The 16,142-nt window shown below is 64.0% G+C and carries 29 protein-coding genes; 14 read left to right on the top strand and 15 right to left on the bottom strand.

Annotated elements, in window-relative coordinates; genetic code table 11:
- Positions 1-15: 15 nt before the first annotated feature.
- Complete coding sequence (locus QRM60_RS02290; RefSeq protein ID WP_285445521.1) at positions 16-702, top strand: hypothetical protein; 687 nt, start codon at positions 16-18, stop codon at positions 700-702.
- Here QRM60_RS02290 and QRM60_RS02285 read toward each other — a convergent pair.
- The 13 genes from QRM60_RS02285 to QRM60_RS02225 form a co-directional block, all read right to left on the bottom strand.
- A complete protein-coding gene (locus tag QRM60_RS02285; protein WP_285445520.1) occupies positions 699-956 on the bottom strand; it encodes a hypothetical protein in 258 nt (85 codons plus the stop codon). The genes QRM60_RS02290 and QRM60_RS02285 overlap by 4 nt on opposite strands.
- Entirely contained in the window at positions 953-1,180 is a 228-nt protein-coding gene (locus tag QRM60_RS02280) for a hypothetical protein (protein ID WP_285445519.1), read from the bottom strand. Before QRM60_RS02280 ends, QRM60_RS02285 begins: the two co-directional genes overlap by 4 nt.
- Entirely contained in the window at positions 1,180-2,970 is a 1,791-nt protein-coding gene (locus QRM60_RS02275) for a YqaJ viral recombinase family protein (protein ID WP_285445518.1), read from the bottom strand. Before QRM60_RS02275 ends, QRM60_RS02280 begins: the two co-directional genes overlap by 1 nt.
- Before the next feature lie 2 nt (positions 2,971-2,972).
- On the bottom strand, positions 2,973-3,827 hold the full coding sequence (locus QRM60_RS02270) for a hypothetical protein (RefSeq protein WP_285445517.1): 855 nt from the start codon (positions 3,825-3,827) through the stop codon (positions 2,973-2,975).
- A gap of 461 nt (positions 3,828-4,288) precedes the next feature.
- On the bottom strand, positions 4,289-4,567 hold the full coding sequence (locus QRM60_RS02265) for a KTSC domain-containing protein (protein WP_285445516.1): 279 nt from the start codon (positions 4,565-4,567) through the stop codon (positions 4,289-4,291).
- Entirely contained in the window at positions 4,564-5,172 is a 609-nt protein-coding gene (locus tag QRM60_RS02260; protein ID WP_115540000.1) for a hypothetical protein, read from the bottom strand. The genes QRM60_RS02265 and QRM60_RS02260 overlap by 4 nt, the downstream gene beginning before the upstream one ends.
- A 38-nt stretch (positions 5,173-5,210) precedes the next feature.
- Positions 5,211-5,465 (bottom strand): hypothetical protein, encoded by a 255-nt coding sequence (locus QRM60_RS02255; protein WP_285445515.1) that lies wholly within the window; start codon positions 5,463-5,465, stop codon positions 5,211-5,213.
- Positions 5,462-5,617, bottom strand: a complete 156-nt coding sequence (locus tag QRM60_RS02250) for a hypothetical protein (RefSeq protein ID WP_285445514.1) — start codon at positions 5,615-5,617, stop codon at positions 5,462-5,464. The genes QRM60_RS02255 and QRM60_RS02250 overlap by 4 nt, the downstream gene beginning before the upstream one ends.
- Positions 5,617-5,832: a hypothetical protein gene (locus QRM60_RS02245; RefSeq protein WP_285445513.1), complete on the bottom strand. Its 216-nt coding sequence runs from the start codon at positions 5,830-5,832 to the stop codon at positions 5,617-5,619. Before QRM60_RS02245 ends, QRM60_RS02250 begins: the two co-directional genes overlap by 1 nt.
- Entirely contained in the window at positions 5,829-6,050 is a 222-nt protein-coding gene (locus tag QRM60_RS02240) for a hypothetical protein (RefSeq protein WP_285445512.1), read from the bottom strand. Before QRM60_RS02240 ends, QRM60_RS02245 begins: the two co-directional genes overlap by 4 nt.
- Positions 6,047-6,373, bottom strand: a complete 327-nt coding sequence (locus QRM60_RS02235; RefSeq protein ID WP_285445511.1) for a hypothetical protein — start codon at positions 6,371-6,373, stop codon at positions 6,047-6,049. The genes QRM60_RS02240 and QRM60_RS02235 overlap by 4 nt, the downstream gene beginning before the upstream one ends.
- Before the next feature lie 145 nt (positions 6,374-6,518).
- On the bottom strand, positions 6,519-7,142 hold the full coding sequence (locus QRM60_RS02230) for a hypothetical protein (RefSeq protein WP_285445510.1): 624 nt from the start codon (positions 7,140-7,142) through the stop codon (positions 6,519-6,521).
- Between the two features lie 25 nt (positions 7,143-7,167).
- Positions 7,168-7,860, bottom strand: a complete 693-nt coding sequence (locus tag QRM60_RS02225) for a S24 family peptidase (protein WP_285445509.1) — start codon at positions 7,858-7,860, stop codon at positions 7,168-7,170.
- 75 nt (positions 7,861-7,935) lie between these two features.
- Between QRM60_RS02225 and QRM60_RS02220 the strand changes: the two genes are divergently transcribed.
- Complete coding sequence (locus QRM60_RS02220) at positions 7,936-8,175, top strand: hypothetical protein (RefSeq protein ID WP_285445508.1); 240 nt, start codon at positions 7,936-7,938, stop codon at positions 8,173-8,175.
- A gap of 131 nt (positions 8,176-8,306) precedes the next feature.
- On the opposite strand, the gene QRM60_RS02215 is transcribed toward QRM60_RS02220, so the two are convergent.
- Positions 8,307-8,792, bottom strand: a complete 486-nt coding sequence (locus QRM60_RS02215) for a hypothetical protein (RefSeq protein WP_285445507.1) — start codon at positions 8,790-8,792, stop codon at positions 8,307-8,309.
- 261 nt (positions 8,793-9,053) lie between these two features.
- Between QRM60_RS02215 and QRM60_RS02210 the strand changes: the two genes are divergently transcribed.
- From QRM60_RS02210 to QRM60_RS02190, 5 genes are read left to right on the top strand one after another with little or no spacing between them, the layout of a single operon-like run.
- Positions 9,054-9,533, top strand: coding sequence for a phage regulatory CII family protein (locus QRM60_RS02210; RefSeq protein ID WP_115540006.1), 480 nt, complete (start codon positions 9,054-9,056; stop codon positions 9,531-9,533).
- A complete protein-coding gene (locus QRM60_RS02205; RefSeq protein WP_285445506.1) occupies positions 9,530-9,721 on the top strand; it encodes a hypothetical protein in 192 nt (63 codons plus the stop codon). Before QRM60_RS02210 ends, QRM60_RS02205 begins: the two co-directional genes overlap by 4 nt.
- Entirely contained in the window at positions 9,718-10,479 is a 762-nt protein-coding gene (locus QRM60_RS02200; protein ID WP_285445505.1) for a helix-turn-helix domain-containing protein, read from the top strand. The genes QRM60_RS02205 and QRM60_RS02200 overlap by 4 nt, the downstream gene beginning before the upstream one ends.
- Positions 10,476-11,975 (top strand): replicative DNA helicase, encoded by a 1,500-nt coding sequence (gene dnaB, locus QRM60_RS02195; RefSeq protein ID WP_285445504.1) that lies wholly within the window; start codon positions 10,476-10,478, stop codon positions 11,973-11,975. The genes QRM60_RS02200 and dnaB overlap by 4 nt, the downstream gene beginning before the upstream one ends.
- On the top strand, positions 11,972-12,622 hold the full coding sequence (locus QRM60_RS02190; RefSeq protein WP_285445503.1) for a hypothetical protein: 651 nt from the start codon (positions 11,972-11,974) through the stop codon (positions 12,620-12,622). The genes dnaB and QRM60_RS02190 overlap by 4 nt, the downstream gene beginning before the upstream one ends.
- Before the next feature lie 2 nt (positions 12,623-12,624).
- Here QRM60_RS02190 and QRM60_RS02185 read toward each other — a convergent pair whose 3' ends face one another.
- Entirely contained in the window at positions 12,625-13,284 is a 660-nt protein-coding gene (locus QRM60_RS02185; protein ID WP_285445502.1) for a hypothetical protein, read from the bottom strand.
- Between the two features lie 62 nt (positions 13,285-13,346).
- Between QRM60_RS02185 and QRM60_RS02180 the strand changes: the two genes are divergently transcribed.
- The 7 genes from QRM60_RS02180 to QRM60_RS02150 are packed head-to-tail and all read left to right on the top strand — an operon-like array spanning position 13,347 to position 15,691.
- Complete coding sequence (locus QRM60_RS02180; protein WP_285445501.1) at positions 13,347-13,742, top strand: hypothetical protein; 396 nt, start codon at positions 13,347-13,349, stop codon at positions 13,740-13,742.
- Positions 13,739-13,912, top strand: a complete 174-nt coding sequence (locus QRM60_RS02175; protein ID WP_181922224.1) for a hypothetical protein — start codon at positions 13,739-13,741, stop codon at positions 13,910-13,912. Before QRM60_RS02180 ends, QRM60_RS02175 begins: the two co-directional genes overlap by 4 nt.
- Positions 13,909-14,154 (top strand): hypothetical protein, encoded by a 246-nt coding sequence (locus tag QRM60_RS02170; protein WP_285445500.1) that lies wholly within the window; start codon positions 13,909-13,911, stop codon positions 14,152-14,154. The genes QRM60_RS02175 and QRM60_RS02170 overlap by 4 nt, the downstream gene beginning before the upstream one ends.
- Positions 14,151-14,402 carry a hypothetical protein gene (locus tag QRM60_RS02165; protein ID WP_116903609.1) on the top strand — a complete coding sequence of 84 codons (252 nt, stop codon included), beginning with the start codon at positions 14,151-14,153 and terminating at the stop codon, positions 14,400-14,402. Before QRM60_RS02170 ends, QRM60_RS02165 begins: the two co-directional genes overlap by 4 nt.
- The gene (locus tag QRM60_RS02160) at positions 14,399-14,920 is read left to right on the top strand and encodes a hypothetical protein (protein WP_285445499.1); all 522 of its coding nucleotides are present in this window, start codon (positions 14,399-14,401) and stop codon (positions 14,918-14,920) included. Before QRM60_RS02165 ends, QRM60_RS02160 begins: the two co-directional genes overlap by 4 nt.
- Positions 14,917-15,165 carry a hypothetical protein gene (locus QRM60_RS02155; protein ID WP_285445498.1) on the top strand — a complete coding sequence of 83 codons (249 nt, stop codon included), beginning with the start codon at positions 14,917-14,919 and terminating at the stop codon, positions 15,163-15,165. The genes QRM60_RS02160 and QRM60_RS02155 overlap by 4 nt, the downstream gene beginning before the upstream one ends.
- Complete coding sequence (locus QRM60_RS02150) at positions 15,155-15,691, top strand: hypothetical protein (RefSeq protein WP_285445497.1); 537 nt, start codon at positions 15,155-15,157, stop codon at positions 15,689-15,691. The genes QRM60_RS02155 and QRM60_RS02150 overlap by 11 nt, the downstream gene beginning before the upstream one ends.
- The last annotated feature ends 451 nt before the right edge of the window (positions 15,692-16,142 follow it).

Raw genomic sequence — 16,142 nt, 5'->3', positions numbered from 1 at the left:
GGGCAGGTAGCATTCGTGGGACTCTCGCTTGTTCGGCCATTGCCGCTCTCCTTTATCGCCTTCGCATTCGGAGCGGCGGCGGCAGCACTGTTGCTGGGTGTACCCCGTTTGTGGACAGCGGAAGCTGCCGGATGGGCGTCGGCAGTTGCTACGACCGCGGCTGTACTGGTGGCGCTGTACGTTGGGTTGGCGCCGCAAAAGGCTCAGCGCGCCGATCATGTCCGTCGTGCACGCGCCATCGGTACAGTCGTGAACGCCCGTTTTCTTCGAATGGAAAGCAACTTGTCGGTGGTCCACCGCCTTTCCACGACTGGGCCAGTGGACCGCGAAATCTGGGCGCTGATCATTCCACTGTTGAAGGTTGACCCCAGATGCGCTGACGAACTCCTGCCGTACTTCGACGGGATGTCTGATGAGGTTGCATCGGCCGTTGCCGCCGCGATGGCTGACATTGAATGGGCTCAACCAAACCTGGAGCCTTATGGCATCCCTGGATTGGCAGCACTTGAAGCGGAGCGCCTCGGTGAAGATCTCGATCCGCTCATCCGGTCCTTGCAACGTGCACGCCGCAACCTCGAACCATTTGTGACTGGCAGCCCGGCCTTGGACATCGAACCAGACATCCAGCGGCGCGTAGGAACGCTTCGGATGTTGATGGTCTCCAGGCGCGAGGCGCAGGGTGGGTTGAACAAAGATCATTAGGCCAAAACCTCCATTGCTGCCAGGTCGATCTCGTCCACGTGGTCGCGCAACTGCCGGCGCGCGCGGCGCAGCTGCTTCGCGACATACGCCGCGTCGTCTTCGCCGGTGAAGGTCAGCGCATGCATGTGCAGCGAGCTGCTGTGATCGCGGCGGAACATGCGCCAGGTGACGAAGGCGCCGTCGCTGGTCGGGAAGCGGCCCCAGGAGAAGCCGCCGTTGCGCTTCGGCGCGCGCCGGGTGTGGTGACGGGTCATGCTGCGTTCCTCAGCAGGTGAGTGCGCTGCACCGGGCCATGCCACAGCGCAGCGAGGTTGTTGAGCCGGATCTGCAGCGGATCGCGCGGGATCGGCCGCAGCGTGTACTGGGTGCGCTTGATGTCCTTGCGGCAGGGGATGCACTCGAAGCGAAGGCGGTTGCCCTCGCGTGCAAACTCAGCCTCGGCAAGCACGCGCTTGCAGCTGGTGCAGGTCCGGTGCATCAGGCGGCCTGCTTGTAGCTTTCGGTCGCCGCGCGCGCGAAGACCTGCTGCATGGCGGTGAACATGGCCGGCAGTTCTGCCGCGTCGTACAGCTTCGAGGCGCGCTCGATGGTCACCGGCAGGAAGCCCAGCTGCGCCAGGCCATCGGCGGTGATCGTCAGCGGTGCGATCTTCGCGTTGATGTCGCCGAGCTTGATGCGCACGACCTGCGCCGGTGCTGACGCTGCCAGTGACTTGACCGCCTGAGAGAGAGCAGGGGAGAGGGCAGGAGCCGCCGCCACTGGTGCCGGCGCCGACGCGACCACCGGGGCGGGAGCTGGTGCAGCAGCGGGCGCTGGTGCAGGCGCAGCAGCAGCGACACGTGCGGCCTCGGCCTGTGCATCGGCGCGACGCTGCGCTTCCTCGCGCTCCTGCTGCTCGCGCGCCAGCTTGGCCGCTTCCTCCTGACGGATCTTCTCGCGCTGCGCTTCCAGGCGCTGCTCGTCGACGCGCTGCTGCTCGGTGATGCGCGCGGTGATCAGGTTGCGCAGATCTTCCGGCGACTTCGTGGCGCACAGCTGCACGCGGTCGTGGAACAGGCCGGCGAACGTGCCCATTTCCATCTCCAGCACGCGCACGTTGGCGCGCACGCGCTCGGCTTGCTGGCTGGCAGCGACCTTCAGGTTGGCCGCGGCAGTGCCGACCGCGTCCTGCATGCTGCTGATCGACTTCTTGCCCTTGATCACCGCGCCGATGTCCGCCTGCAGCGAGGCCGGTACCGCCAGCGCATGCGCACTGAGTCCAGCATTGATGGACGCGTAGTGATCCCGCACCGACTGCACGCCGTTGGCGACGATCTGGGTGCGGCGGTTGTCCTTCTCGACCTTGACCAGCTTGTCGAGCTCCAGGCGCACGCGGCGCGCTTCGGCTGCGACGTCGTCCATCGTCCGGAACACCGCGTCGATGTCTGCGGTCTGGCCGAGGATCTGCTGCTTCGTCGCCTCCAGCCGCTCCTCGACGCCCTTGCACCACTTCACGGTGTGCTCGGCGCTGGCGAAGTCGTCGTCCGTCAGCAGCTCGCGATTGATGCCCTTCAGCACAGCCAGTGCCGACGCCTTGAACTCGGCGAGGTTGGACGCGGTCACCATGCCGGTCACGGCGATGTGCAGCGACGGCAGCGTTTCGGGCGCGCGGCCGCTGACTGCCGGTTCCGCTTTTTCCACATGTTCGTAGGCGCCGACATCGGCCTCGAATTGCTCCCAGCCGGCGACGATGCGCGCGCGCAGCTCCGCGTTCGGGTAATACCAGCAGTTCCGCTCCTCAACCAGCTCATCGCCGCGCCACTTCGACGCCATGAACAGCACGCGCAGCGCGCCCGACACCATGGCCTGCTGCTCCATCTGCACCTGGTAGACCAGCGGCAGATCGGAGCCTGTGCAGCCTTCGACCATCGCGCGGCGCAGGTCGTCGTTGAGGCTCTTGTGCTCGAACGCGGTTTCCTCGAGCAGCGTCAGGCCGTCGAAGCTGGCCGAGTACTTCCCCTCGGTGCCGACGCACGGGTACAGATCCTCGCCGATGATCTGCTCGGCGATTGGGCGCGCGAGGGCTTCGTAGCGGTGGCCATCTGCGAAGCGCTGGAGCGTGGCATCGTCATGCTCCTCGCCGATACCAGTGGCCACTTCGCGGACCAGCTGCGCGCGCGTCTTGTACGGGCTGCAGCCGAGCATCGCCGGCGCGTCGCTGGCGTTGAGGTGGGTAGCGCGGTGGGCGTGCCATTCCGGCGTGCCCTGGATCAGGTTGACGGTCTTCATGCTCAACGCTCCACAGCGGTCTGGGTGATGCCCCCGGCAGCGGCCTGGACGTCGGTCTGCGCCTCGCGCTCATCCACATCGGTTGGCGGATTGCGGATTTCCTTCAGCTGCTCGGCACTGAAAGTCGCTTTGGTCTGCAGCATCGCGATGAGGTCATCGGCGGTTTTCTTGCCGCTGGCGATGATGTCCCACCACTTCGGCAGATTTGCCGAGAAGTCGGCTTCCGAGTAGGCGGGCAGCTGCTTGTCGGCCTGGCCTTCGATCGCAGCGCGGGCCTGCTCACCGCCGGCAGTACCTGCGAGCTGGAAGTCCATGATCTCCTCGGCGATCGCGATGCCGCGCAGCACGTCGGTGAACACGTCGCGGAGCGCGAAAGCACGGGCGCGCATCTGGCGCATGCGCTTCGGGTACTGCGTCCAGGGGCCCGCCTTGCCGAGCAGTCCTGCAGTCTTCGCGTCGGCCATACTGAAGGTGCGCACTTCCTCCGCTTCGCCCCGGCGCTTCACACGGCACGTTGCGGTGTCGCCGTTGTCGGTTTCGGTGACGTACTCGCACAGATGCGACGCGCGCACGATCGCAAGGACCGAGTCACCCCATAGGGCCGGGCGTCCGTTGATGATCGCGATGTTCTGGATCGCCTGAAGCGCCTTCAGCCCCAGCTCTGCACCCCACTGCATTGCAATCAGGCAATTCGCGGGCTTGCCCTTGAAGTCCTTCGGAACGAGGTCACTTTCTGCGAGGTAATCGGCAAAGGTGAGCGCCTGCTCGAACGTCTGCGGGCTGAGGTCGAACTGCTGGCGCGGCTGCGCGACAAGCCCACCCTGTTGGTTTTGCGGAATCACGGCTACGTTGGTCACAGCAATCTCCTGCCGGCGGCGCCGGCGTGTTGTCGATGGGTGGAGGGGCCGGTGCTGATCTCCGGCCTTCGTGACCGCCTGCAGGCCGTCGCATGCAGTTTTGGAAGCTCGTCACGTCGAGTCCCACGGTGCGCATCAGCCTGCGCATTCCCTCCATAGCGGTGCGGCCTGGGCGGCACCACGTCCTCGACCCGCCAGGTCGGAGATCAGGCCGCACCGCTATGGATAGGCGCCGGTCTTTCCCGGCTGTCAGCGGCGTTGCATCCGCACCACTCGTTCACCCATGAGCTTTCGCTGGGGCCAGTCTTTCCCGGCTGCATAGGCGCTAAGCCTTCCGCTCCTTCTTGCGCACGTGTCGGCGGTGCGGGCTGTTCCCTTCCTGCCTTTAACGTCTGGCCTTCGAGAGCCAATGCGCGGTGCGTTCGCGTCCGTGGACACCTGCCACGGATCAGGGTTTGGGATCAGGCCGCGTCGGCAAGCGGGCGGTCGTCGACCTTGCGGTAGGGCCAGCGCACCGGGTCGGCCTTGATCACCTTGTTGAAGTGGCCACCCTTCGACTCGGCTGTCTGCAGCGCGGCGTAGTCGTCGGCGGTCACGTTGTCGTAGTGGTAGAGCGAGGTGATCTCGCCCTTCCAATTCTTGAAGCGCACGGCCAGCGTCTGGCTGGCGGCGTCGTGGCCGATGGCCGCGATCTGGCGGCTCTCCACGTCAATCAGCGGGATGTGGGTGGGCGCGCTCATGCGGCAGCCTTCTTGCCTGCATCGATCAGACTCGCGGCTTCGGCAGCGGCTGCCGCGGTGTCCTGCGCATCCAGCGTGTCGCCTCCTTCGCTCAGATCCTCGGCTGCCTGGCCGGCGCGCTTCGGCGCGATCAGCGACAACAGCACGTCTTCGCGGATCAGCGCTTCCGACAGCTCGGCCAGTTCCTGCGGGTCCACTTCGGACGAAGCGGTGAACGACATCGCCAGGCTGCCGCCTTCCTTCGGTTCGATCACGAAGCGCTTGAGCTTCACGTCCACCAGCACGATCGGATCGCCAGCCTCGAGCAGGCCGGCCAGGTGCATCTCGTAGCCGGCGAATTCGTGGCTCAACTTCAGCGGCTCCAGAGCCGGGTGCTTGACGGCGGTCAGGCCGTCGCCGCCGATCTGCGGCAGATCCTGCTGTTCGCCCTTCGCCGGCTTGCGGAACAGGTCATGGCGCAGGGTCGGGTCGAACGAATCGAGCGCTTCGTTGCTGACGCTCAAGACGAACTTGATGTCGGCAGCCAGCTGGCGTTCGTCGCCGTGCCGCTGGATGCGCTGGTTGACGTTGGCGATGGACGCCTCGTGCTTGTCGAGCTGAAACATTGGATACCTCGTCGGTGGTGCCGGCGTACCGGCGGGGATCAACGGACGCCGCGGCGCGGCTGTTCCGGAAAGTCGGGAGTGATGTCGCTGGCCGGTACCGGCGGTGGGCAAGACGCCCTGGCGCGGGCGTTGCGCCAGCTTTCAGGCAGGTGCAGCGAGAGCACGAAGCCCACGACCAGCACGGCGGAGCAGATCGCGTGCGCATCCTGGGCATAGGCAAACGTCGCCAGCGCGGCCAGGAACAGCACAGAGGCACACAGCCACGCGAAGCCGGCATAGCAACGCCCGGTCACGAGAACACCGCCTGCAGGAGCAGGGCTGCGCCAGCGCCGATTGCTATGAAGAAAGCAGCGAAGATCGCGTCCTCGCGGAGCATGAAGCGCTGGAACTCGGGGTCGATCGGCTGGTCCGCGTCGGCGCGCGGTTCTGCGGAGACGTTGCACATCAGGCAGCCTCCGGACCGTCGAAGAACGCGGTCGCCGACTCGTCCAGATCGCGCACGTGCTGCGAAGCCTGCACGCGCAGAGGGCGCACGTTGTCGGGATGGAAAGTGCGCACCAGCTGCGCCACGGTGATCGCGCCGTATCCGCGATCGAGCGCGATGTCGCGCACCAGGTCGGCGCCGCGTGCAGCGGTAGGGAAGGGGATGACGGCGCTCATGCCTCTGCCTCCATCTCGAGGCCATGAGAAGCCAGCTCGGCTTTCCCAGCACGCAGCTCGCGCGCATAGCCGTCCTCGCGCTCATATGCTCGCGTGATGGTGTCGACCACCGATCCGTCCGGGCGCGTGATGGTTCGGCCGCCACGCGCACACCGGTTGATCGAGTAGCCGAGGTGATCCCAGATGCCGTTCGGGCCGCACTGTGGGATGGTCTTCATGCCGCCACCCGCCACGTCATCGGCTGCACATCGGCCGGCAGCGACACGTCAGTCAGTGCGCGCGCCATGGCCTCGCCGTAGCGGACGCCGGTCGTCGGGTGATACCGGCGCCGACGCAGGCCGCGCGCAATCTCCAGCGGATCCAGAGCAGCCCAGCGCACCCAGCCATCCATGCAGATGCTGTTCGTGCACGGCACCGAGTACTCGCGCTGCGGGTCGCTGTTCCAGCTGTCGTTGCGGGTCAGCTCACCGGCACCCAGGCACGTCGGGCACTGCCGCTCGGTGCTGGTGTTGCGGGGCTGCTGGCGGTGGCGGTTGGCCATCTACGTTCTCCGTCGCACGTCCCCGGCGGGATCCGGGTAGTTCGCTGCGATGGATGTAGATTACCAAACGGTAATCAGCTGTCAATACCAGATGGTAATTATTTTTTGCACGGCTAGGCGGGCTGCTGCGAGGCAGCCGCGAGAATTAGAAGGTGCCTGGCTGCTGGGGGGCAGGGGCTGATCGTTGCAGCCACTCTTTATACGAAGTAGACCTTGCGCCGATTCTGACCTTGGCGGGCATCGCGGCAGCGTAGTAGATGACATCCATGTTTGGTTGATGCCAGTAGACATCCCTATCCGAGGTGAAGCCTGCGATCGGGCCGTACTTTTTATTAAGTAGAGGGATGAAAGTCTTCTTGTCTTCGTAGGATGCATCGTCGGATTGCTCGACGACGACCTCCGCCAATTTGCCGGCCTGGATGATTCCAGCTGCTCTTGTATCTATGCCGGCTGGAACTTGTTCCGCGCGAAACAAGATAGCTATCTTTGACGGAAAGTCGGGCGGCCGCTTTATTTCGACCCCATCAATGGCGACTACTTCATCTTCAAGCGGTATCGAGCACGGCGTGACCGGCTGCAGGCTGGCCACCTGGTAATCCCCATCAGGAGAGTATCGAGCACACTCGGGTAGAGGACTGGGTGCACCAATCTCGAGGCCAACGAACTGCTTTGCGTCGGGGCGTGGCGCAGGCATTGGAGTGTTTGTTTTATTGTCCGCGCTGCAGCCGACGATGAACATGCAGGCTAGGGCGCTTGCTATCAACTTCATGTATATGCCTACTCCATCGGCTCGCTTAAAACCGGCGAAATCCAGCGTGCACAAGTGCTTTGCCGCGGACTGCAAGATCCGCGGGATCGCAGCGCCACTCTTTGAATTCAGGATTCGCGCTGACCACATACAGACCGTCGCTCCTTTTCTGGAGCATCTTGATCTGAGTTTCGCCGTCGTAACTAATTAAGTAGTAATCGTCGCCGTCGAAGTAGTCGATAGACGTGTCGATCCAGACGATGTCGCCATCCTCGATCTTGGGACGCATGGAGGGCCCACGACCGGTGATGATTTGGATTCGCCCGGGTTTTGGGAGAAAACCAAGCTTTCGGCGAACCTCCCATTCGGCCACTTCCATGACCTTCATCACCTCGGGAAAATCTTGGTTCACCACGCCTTGCCCCATCCCTGCTGCTCCTTCGAAAAGCTGAAGCCGAAGGTATCCCGGGGGGGTCTCAGTAGCTAAGACGGTAGAGGTCGCAGCGGTGAGTGATGAGGCGCTGTCGAGATACCCATTAGGCATGCCGGCAGCTTGCTCTAGTGACCTGGCCTTCTTTTCCCCGAAGGACTTCTTCCCGTTGAGCAGTCCGGACAGCTCTCCCTGGTTGATGGCGACGGCGGCTACGAAAGAGGCCTGTACGCCAGCATGGCGGTCATCGATCCAAGCGCGCAGACGAGCGCGACGCAGCGCAACGATGGTGGGGTCTGTAGAGGTCATGACCGATTTTCCCTTACCTATCGGTAATTGACCAAAAGGTATTGACTGGAAATTACCAAAGAGTAATATTGGCGCATGGACACTCTGCGCAGCTACCTCACGACCTTGACCCCAGCCGAGCAGGCCGACTACGCCGTTCGCGCGGGCACTTCCATTGGCTATCTCCGCAAGGCGATGAGCAAAGGCCAGCGCTTCGACGGCGGCCTGGTGCGGCAGCTGCACGTTCAAAGCCAGGGCGCCGTCTCGCTGACCGAGCTTCGGCCCGACATCTGGCCGCCAGCCAACCCGGAAGGGGAGGTGGCCAATGCTGCCTGACGTAAAAATCCATGCGCTCGTCGCAGCGCCGCGCGGCCTCTTTGTGGAAGACCAGCACGGGGCAATCAAAGTCGATGAGTTCTGCATCGGCCTCACGGAAAGCAGCTGGTTGGTGATGCGTCGCATGGCTGCTAGCCCACAGCACTTTGAAGTAGCTGGAGTGCGTCTGGCGCATGCTTCAGACCAGCGTCCACAAGCTTCATGGCGAGGTGTTTTGTGGTCTCGGCAGGCAGCTTGCGAAGCTGATCGAGCAATCGCGTTTTTTGTGTCGGCGGAAGATCAGAGTCGCGCACCTTCGACTCAATCAGGCGAAGCAGCGTGTCCTCATGAAGTTTGATCGTGACGACACCAAGAATTGCCCCGAGACCTCCGTCGTCTGCGAGGAAATCGATGCCCTTCGCGGTGACTTTGGCAGAGCCAAGCTGGGGGCCTTCGCTCATATCGTCGAAGAATCTCGCTGCGACAAGGCCGTGCTCTGCGAGGTAGGTGATGTTGACCCTCAAAGCGTTGCCCTGCACCAAGTGCCCCAGTTCTCGCGCGTCAAGGCTGGCCGGGTAGGCAGCCGTAAGAGCCTCGAGCAATTGGCGCTGCAGTGCCCGATCCAGGAGTTCTCCCATTTGTCCGTCTCCGGTGCTGGTGGTGGTGTCGAAATCCCATCGTACCGGCTGGCGGGCGCCCACCTAGCTTCCCTTCCGTAACAGCTTCACGAGCATGCGGCCGTCGACCCACCGCAGCCCAAACACGTTCCCGCCCACACGCACGATCGTCGTGACGTTTGGGGCCCTTCTTCTCGCTGATTTGATCCGTCGTTGCAGTGCGTCCATGGCGCAAAGCGTGGCGGATGGTCCCTTCACGAACCACGTTCAGGTATCCCGCCGATGAACATCTCCGATGCAGCACACAAGACCGTTCTGGACTATCCCGGCGGCAGCCTGGCTCTGGCCACACGGCTCATCTCGATCAACGACCGCGGCGAAGAGAAGCCGATGTCTGCGGCGGTGCTCCGCAGCAAGGTCAACCCGAACACGCGCACGCATCACCTGACCCTGGCCGAAGCCAGCGAGATCATGGGGCTGACGGGCGACTTCCGGATCCTGCACGCGCTGGCCGCCGAGCACGACTTCATCGTCCAGCGCGCCGACGTGCCGATGGCTGGCAGCCTCATGGAGGCTCTGCTGGATGCCGGCGAGCTGAAGGGCAAACTGTGCAAGCTGATCGCCGACGCGCTCGACGACCACGTGTTCACCCCGAACGAATCGAAGGCCGTGGCGGCGGTGTGCGGCCAGCTGCAGGCGATGTTTGCCCAGGTGGCGCAGCACGCCTTCGCTGAGGCAGCAGCCGTCAGGGAGGCAGCATGATCCTGCAGCTGCTTGAAGACTGGCGCCGTGAGCGCCGCATCCGCCGGATTGCTGTCGCCATGCGCGCTGCTCACGTCGCCGGCAAGCCCAACCTCGCACGCGCGTATTGGCTGGATCTGAAGCGTGAGTGCGAGGGCCGCAGCGCCGGCCAGGTCAAGCGCATGGAGAGGGCAGGGCGACTGGCATGAGCACGCTGATCATGTCCAAGTGCTGGCCGATGCACATGCCGCCGTCGCCGAAGGCGGTGCTCATCTCGCTTGCCGACAACGCCAACGACCAGGGCCACTGCTGGCCCTCGATCCCGACCATCTGCGAACGCACCTGCTTGAGTGAGCGAACAGTACACAGCGCGATCCGCTGGCTTGAGTCCGTCGGGCTCGTCACCGCTGATCGTTCGAACGGGCGTCATACGCGCTACGTCATCAACCCGGATGCCTACCAACCACCGCAGGAGCTGCACCCCCGCAGCAGCTGCACCCCCGCAAATGCCGCAGTCGAACCACCGCAAAATCTGCACAAACCACCGCAAATGCCGCAGTCACCCCCGCAGCAGCTGCGGTCTAACCGTAAAGAACCTATAAGCAACAACAGCGAAGCATCCGCCAGTGCTTCGCCGAAGCCACGCATGCAGACCTTCGACAGCTGGAGCACCTCGCTCGGTGACGAAGATGCGATCCGTGCTGATGACCCGGTGTTCGAGTGGGCCGAGAAGGCCGGTATCCCGGATGAGTTCATCGAGCTGGCTTGGCTGTCGTTCGCTGATCGCTATTCCGGTGACCGGAAACGCTACGTCGATTGGCGCGCCGTCTTCCGCAATGCAGTGCGCGGCAACTGGCAGAAGGTTTGGTACCTCAACCCGCAGACCGGCTACGCGCTGACGACCATCGGCGAGCAGTACCGCCGGGTGCGCGATGCAGAGGCTCAAGCCGAGCGGGGTGCTGCATGAGCATGCACGACGACATCGAGCGGATGGGCGCGCTGTACGGTGACGTCGCCGCCGGCAACGGGCACCACCACGCGGAGCAGCTGCGCATGCCGCCGCACAGCGTGGACGCCGAACAGGCGGTGCTTGGCGGCCTGATGCTGGTCAACCGCGCATGGGACGACATTGCCGACCTGGTGGAAGCGGACGACTTCTACCGCCGCGACCACCGCCTGATCTTCCAATCGATCCGCGAACTGGCTACCTCGCAGCCGCGCCGGCCCTTCGACATCGTGACCATGGGCGATTGGTTCGAAGCCCAGGGCTTGCTGGAGGAGGTGGCGGACGGTGGGTATCTGATCGAGCTGGCCAGCACCACGCCATCGGCCGCCAACATCCGCGCCTATGCGGAGATCGTGGCAGACAAGGCGCGGCTGCGTCGGCTGATCCAGGTCGGTACCGATATCGCCAACGCCGGGTACAACCCGGACGGGCAGAGCAGCATCGAGCTGATCGGCACCGCGCAGTCGCGCATCGGTTCGCTGATGGACAGCCAGCCCTGCGAGCTGGAGTCGGTGGCGCCAGTGATGGACCGCGTCTTCGAGCGCCTGGGCGAGCGCTCCCGCGATGGCGGTGGCATCCACGGCATCACGACCAGCATCGACGACCTGGACGACCTGCTTGGTGGCTTGAAGCCGGGCGGTCTGTATGTCCTGGCTGCGCGCCCGAAGATGGGTAAAACCACGCTTGCACAGAACATCGCCGAGCATGTCGCGCTCAACCTGCGCAAGGCGGTGGCGGTCTTCAGTTTCGAGATGCAGGCCGAGGAGCTGGGCGACCGCATGCTGGCGTCTGTCGGCGGCATCGACGGCAACCGGATCCGCTCCGGTGACCTGGACGACGTGGACTGGACGAATGTCACCAGCGCGATGCGCAAGCTGCGCGCAGCGGACATCTTCGTCAGCCGGCCGCGCCGGGCACGCGTCGAGCACGTCAGCTCGCAGGCACGCCGGCAGCACGCCCGCAAGCCGCTGGGCCTGATCGTCATCGACTACCTGCAGCTGATGGAGATCCAGGGCGACAACCGCGCCAACGGCGTCGGCGATATCAGCCGCGGCCTGAAGCTGCTCGCCGGTGAGCTGGGCGTTCCAGTGCTGCTGCTGTCGCAGCTCAATCGAAAGCTGGAAGACCGCCCCGACAAGCGCCCGCAGCCTGCGGATCTGCGTGACTCCGGATCGATCGAGCAGGACGCCGATGCGGTGATCTTCATCTACCGCGACGAGGTCTATCACCGCGACAGCCGCTGGAAGGGCACCGCCGAGCTGCTGGTTCCGCTGCAGCGCAGTGGGCCGCCGGGCGACGTGCGCGTGCTCTACATGCCGGAGCGCTTCAAGTTCCAGAACCTGCCCGAGTACTGGGAGCCGGCGCCGATCGAAAGCGAAGACGGCAAGCCGACGCCGCGCGCACGCGGATTCCGCAGCCTCAAGCCGCGCGCGCCGCGGCAGGACGTCGACGCATGACCATGACCAAAGCTGCAAAGAAGATCCGCGCCAAGCGCGCGGCGCGTCCCATCTACGCGCTGATCGAGCGCGTGGTGGTGCTGGATACCGGTGAGGAGCGGCTGGCCATGCTCGCCGAGCACCCCATCGACCGCGAGCTGATGAAGCGGCGCGGCTATCGGCGCGGGCAAGAGGTGCGGCTGGAAATCAAGGCTCCGCGCGATGCATGGCGCCACCGCCTGTTGCACAAGATCGGCCAGCTGATGGTCGAGAACGTCGAAGGCTGGGAAGGCCTGGACAGCCACGAGGCAATCAAGCAGCTGCAGCGCGAGGCGAACGTCTGCTGCGAGCAGATCGACATGGACGCCACGCCGGTGGTTGCTGCGGTGCTGGCCGCGTCAGATGCGGCATTCGGCCCAGGCGCGGCAAAGCTGCTGCGCGAAGTCCTGCCGAGGATCGAAACAATCCCCGTCACCGTCGCGCGCTCGCTGGCGTTCGACTCGATGGATGAGGATGAGTTCCGCCGGTTGTTCGAAGGCATCATCCGCCACATCGGCAACGTCTACGCGCACGTGCTGATCGACGACGTGCTGGCCGAGTTCTGGCTAATGGCGGGCAGTGCAACACCGGTAACTACCGGTGACATGGAGCAGCTTGCATGCGCCTGAGCTCAGCTATCCAATATCGAGAGTCTCAACTCTTCAAGGTCGTCAGAGCTTCTCTGAGCTTCATCACGCAAGCCGTCGGCGATCTCGCAGATGTCGCTAAATCTCGCCTTCAGGTGCCCATTTGTTGGTGCGAAACTTCCAGTCAGTTCTTCGAGAAGATCTTCGCAGCCTCCCCGAAGCATGCTCGCAAGTACTGTGACATTTACGAGGCCGGTCAATATCTCGCCCGCCATATATTTGCCAGGTATCTCCAGCAAGCTCCCCGTTGGTGTGCACTCCTGAATGAGTCGGACGACGCGCCTCATGCCCACTTGGGACTCGATTTCATTAGCGGCATTCGCGTCTTCGCAGATAGCTGCCGGCGCCGCCAATGCAGCAAGTCGGCCTCGCGTTGCATTGAACGCTGCGTTCTCTTCATGCCGTTCGGCCGCCTCGATCTTGCGGAGCTCCGTTTCGCGAAGGAGATGCGCAGCGCGTGCATAAAAGAATGCTCCGATGCCGACAGCCCACGTGCCCAGCGCCGCAGCCAGAGACACCAGATCGGCCCGAGACCATCCAGACGCTCTTGTTTCCGCCAGAGCCCACCCCGTGAATCCACCCACGAGCACAGCTCCGATAACCGTGATCACGCTGGTCTTTTTAGCAGAATAGTTGGTGAGCATTTGTCTGCTTGTTCAAGATTCTTCGCTCTCGATCATAGCTTCGATGTGCGGTCGCCGCTGCTGTGAAGAGATCAATTTCGCCTCCTAACGCTCTACAGCAGGGATATCAGGACGCCGCACGCGCACTAGGCTGCGTCGTCTGCCGCTGGCGTATCGCCGCCGGCCTACAGCGCGCCATCCAGTGCGGGCACACGGAGATCCACCATCGCAACCTCGGCGACCTGCACGGCCAGAAGCAAATCGGCCAGCACGCGGTCGTCGCGCTCGGCGCCTGGCACCACGACGGCAACCAGATGCCCGGCATGACCCGCGACCGCATGCGCGAAGTCTTCGGCCCCAGTTTCAAGCACCACGCCCGCGAGTTCCGCGCCTGGACGTTCGACGTCCTGGGCGGACGCGGCACTGAAGCCTGGCAGGACTACCAGGACCAACTACTCAACATCACGAGGGCAGCATGAACCAGCAGCAATACGAGAACGCCCGGCTCGCCGGCCACCGCGCGCGTCAAGCCAGCAAGAAGCGCGACGACTCACCGAAGTACGCCATGGGCGAGGAGGGCGCATTGATGCGTGAGGCCTGGCGCGATGGCTGGGACGAGGCCGATGCAGAGCGGAGGAAGGCGGCATGAGCATCCAGCAATCACCGAAGTTGATCTCGAACGCCGATCAACGCGTGGAGCGTTTGACCAAGCGCGAAGAGTTCGCCAAGGCAGCGATGCAGGGCATTGTCGGCAGCATCCAGAACGAAGACGGCTACAACCGTTTGGCGCGGCACGCGGCCGTGAAGGACATGAAGGTCAGCCAGTGGATCGCGCACGAGTCGGTGAAGCAGGGCGATGCGCTGCTGGCCGAACTGGAGAAGCAGGCGTGAACTTGATCACCGACGAAATCAACGAAGTGACCCGCGCCGTCATGAAGAAGCTGATGGCCGTGAAGGTGAACCACAAGGTGCATGTGGGCTGGGATGGCCACGTGGACACACGGCGTGCCGACTGCGTGCGGAATGCCTTGCCGGCGCGCACGACGATCGGCACCTACAACCACCGGATCACGCATGCGGAACTGCGTGACGACCTGCTGGACCGACGAGCGCAGCTGCAGCAGCAGGTGGCGGCATGACCTTGCGCGTGGTGTTCGGAATCGATCCAGGCCTGTCCGGCGCGGTGGCGGCGCTACTCGACGGTGAGGCCGGCCCGATCCTCGACATGCCGAAGATGGCAGTCGGCAACAAGCAGGAGGTTGATGCACGTGCGATCGCGGTCTTCATCCGCGAGATCCGCAGCCAGCACCCGGGCGCGGTCTTCTCCGGCTGCGTGGAGCGTGTGCGCGCGATGCCGCCGAAGGATGGGCGCCAAGCCGGCGTGCAGTCGTCGATGAACTTTGGCGAGAGCTACGCCAAGGCGAAGGCTGTGCTCGAGGTGATGGGCATCCCCTTCAGCCTGGCGGAGCCGCAGAGCTGGAAGCGCCATTTCGGGCTGATCGGGCAGGACAAGGACGCATCGCGCCAGCTGGCCATTCGCCGGTTTCCGTCCGCCGCGCCGCAGCTGCAGCGCAAGAAGGACGACGGCCGCGCCGAGGCGCTGCTGCTGGCGCTGTGGCATGAGCAGAAGCACCAGCCGGGAGCCCTCGCTGCATGACGCTCAATCCGACGAACCTGAGCAGGCCGGAGGCCCACTACGAAAAACTGCTGCGGAAGCGGTACGCCGCGGCTGTGCGCAAGCGTGGGCTGTGCCAGTTCTGCACCTGCAGGGAGCGCACCTTCGGCATCACCCACTGCAAGGGCATCGAGAGCCGACAGATGGGCATGTGCCAGGACGACGGCCGGTTGCCGCAGTTCCGCTTGGACGACGCAACGCTGGAGGAGTTTCGCCATGCGGCGTAATGAGGATCCGCTGATCGATGAACTGCGGCGCTGGGGCTACGCGCACGCCAACCGGTACACGCTCAGCCGCGCCGACCGCAGCCGCCACGTGCTGGAGAATGCAAAGGACTACGCGCCCAAGACGGTCGAGCAGGCCTTCTGCGAGCTGGTGGAACGCGATGGCCGGCAGCGGCGCCGGTTCATGGCCGAGCGGGCTGGGCTGACAGCGCTGGGCGAGATCCCGGCTTGGGCCGTGGACCCGGTGCGCGCGCGGAACGACGCCGACCGGCCGCACGACAACCCGGAAATCGCGGTCGACATCGGCATCCCCGACGACCTGCGTTGGATCGACCGGGCCCTGGCCTCGATGTCCAGGCAGTTCCCACTGCGTGTTCTCGTGGTGCGCACCGAGTTCACAGTGGCGGCGAGCCAAGCTGTGAAGGCTCGGATGGTTGCCGAACAATATGGTGGAACCCTCACAGTCCGCCAATACCGCTACGAGCTGGACAAGGGAACGGACTGGTTTCGAGGGCGCATAGCTGCCTAGAATCTGACTCCGCCCAAGGAGTGGTAGCGATGAACGGTAAGTGCCCAAATGCTGAGTGCGCGAAGGTTGTGAGCCAAGTGACGATTGCTTCTGTGCAGTGCAGGGAGGTGCTGGGACGGGTGGCATGGCGAGGGGTTTCTTACGCTTGCCCTTTCTGCAACACCATACTGAGTGTCCAGATTGATCCGGTAGCGCTTAAGACGGACATCGTTAAGTCGTTGAGGGGTCGTACCTGATCCAGCTAAACGGGATGGCCAACCCGGACAAGCCGGAGTAGCACGCGACACGCGCAATGGTTCTGGATGGGGCTATTTATCTTCAGGGCTGCAACCCAGCCGGCGACCACAACTGAAAGCGGTCGCGGCGGATGGATTCGAGGCGCGAGCCGATCATTGTGATTGGACGCGTCCACTGGATTGGCGGATGGGCTGACTGAACATCAATTCTACGG

The sequence above is a fragment of the Xanthomonas sp. fls2-241-TYG-148 genome, from assembly GCF_030208815.1.
Classification (GTDB): domain Bacteria; phylum Pseudomonadota; class Gammaproteobacteria; order Xanthomonadales; family Xanthomonadaceae; genus Xanthomonas; species Xanthomonas campestris.
This window is presented reverse-complemented; position numbering and strand designations above follow the sequence as displayed.

Excerpts from the sequence above, each read along its gene's own strand:
- QRM60_RS02285 (WP_285445520.1), bottom strand. The coding sequence starts at position 956 with ATGACCCGTCACCACACCCGGCGCGCGCCGAAGCGCAACGGCGGCTTC.
- QRM60_RS02280 (WP_285445519.1), bottom strand. The coding sequence starts at position 1,180 with ATGCACCGGACCTGCACCAGCTGCAAGCGCGTGCTTGCCGAGGCTGAG.
- QRM60_RS02275 (WP_285445518.1), bottom strand. The coding sequence starts at position 2,970 with ATGAAGACCGTCAACCTGATCCAGGGCACGCCGGAATGGCACGCCCAC.
- QRM60_RS02265 (WP_285445516.1), bottom strand. The coding sequence starts at position 4,567 with ATGAGCGCGCCCACCCACATCCCGCTGATTGACGTGGAGAGCCGCCAG.
- QRM60_RS02260 (WP_115540000.1), bottom strand. The coding sequence starts at position 5,172 with ATGTTTCAGCTCGACAAGCACGAGGCGTCCATCGCCAACGTCAACCAG.
- QRM60_RS02250 (WP_285445514.1), bottom strand. The coding sequence starts at position 5,617 with ATGTGCAACGTCTCCGCAGAACCGCGCGCCGACGCGGACCAGCCGATC.
- QRM60_RS02245 (WP_285445513.1), bottom strand. The coding sequence starts at position 5,832 with ATGAGCGCCGTCATCCCCTTCCCTACCGCTGCACGCGGCGCCGACCTG.
- QRM60_RS02240 (WP_285445512.1), bottom strand. The coding sequence starts at position 6,050 with ATGAAGACCATCCCACAGTGCGGCCCGAACGGCATCTGGGATCACCTC.
- QRM60_RS02235 (WP_285445511.1), bottom strand. The coding sequence starts at position 6,373 with ATGGCCAACCGCCACCGCCAGCAGCCCCGCAACACCAGCACCGAGCGG.
- QRM60_RS02230 (WP_285445510.1), bottom strand. The coding sequence starts at position 7,142 with ATGAAGTTGATAGCAAGCGCCCTAGCCTGCATGTTCATCGTCGGCTGC.
- QRM60_RS02225 (WP_285445509.1), bottom strand. The coding sequence starts at position 7,860 with ATGACCTCTACAGACCCCACCATCGTTGCGCTGCGTCGCGCTCGTCTG.
- QRM60_RS02220 (WP_285445508.1), top strand. The coding sequence starts at position 7,936 with ATGGACACTCTGCGCAGCTACCTCACGACCTTGACCCCAGCCGAGCAG.
- QRM60_RS02215 (WP_285445507.1), bottom strand. The coding sequence starts at position 8,792 with ATGGGAGAACTCCTGGATCGGGCACTGCAGCGCCAATTGCTCGAGGCT.
- QRM60_RS02210 (WP_115540006.1), top strand. The coding sequence starts at position 9,054 with ATGAACATCTCCGATGCAGCACACAAGACCGTTCTGGACTATCCCGGC.
- QRM60_RS02205 (WP_285445506.1), top strand. The coding sequence starts at position 9,530 with ATGATCCTGCAGCTGCTTGAAGACTGGCGCCGTGAGCGCCGCATCCGC.
- QRM60_RS02200 (WP_285445505.1), top strand. The coding sequence starts at position 9,718 with ATGAGCACGCTGATCATGTCCAAGTGCTGGCCGATGCACATGCCGCCG.
- dnaB (WP_285445504.1), top strand. The coding sequence starts at position 10,476 with ATGAGCATGCACGACGACATCGAGCGGATGGGCGCGCTGTACGGTGAC.
- QRM60_RS02190 (WP_285445503.1), top strand. The coding sequence starts at position 11,972 with ATGACCATGACCAAAGCTGCAAAGAAGATCCGCGCCAAGCGCGCGGCG.
- QRM60_RS02185 (WP_285445502.1), bottom strand. The coding sequence starts at position 13,284 with ATGCTCACCAACTATTCTGCTAAAAAGACCAGCGTGATCACGGTTATC.
- QRM60_RS02175 (WP_181922224.1), top strand. The coding sequence starts at position 13,739 with ATGAACCAGCAGCAATACGAGAACGCCCGGCTCGCCGGCCACCGCGCG.
- QRM60_RS02170 (WP_285445500.1), top strand. The coding sequence starts at position 13,909 with ATGAGCATCCAGCAATCACCGAAGTTGATCTCGAACGCCGATCAACGC.
- QRM60_RS02160 (WP_285445499.1), top strand. The coding sequence starts at position 14,399 with ATGACCTTGCGCGTGGTGTTCGGAATCGATCCAGGCCTGTCCGGCGCG.
- QRM60_RS02155 (WP_285445498.1), top strand. The coding sequence starts at position 14,917 with ATGACGCTCAATCCGACGAACCTGAGCAGGCCGGAGGCCCACTACGAA.
- QRM60_RS02150 (WP_285445497.1), top strand. The coding sequence starts at position 15,155 with ATGCGGCGTAATGAGGATCCGCTGATCGATGAACTGCGGCGCTGGGGC.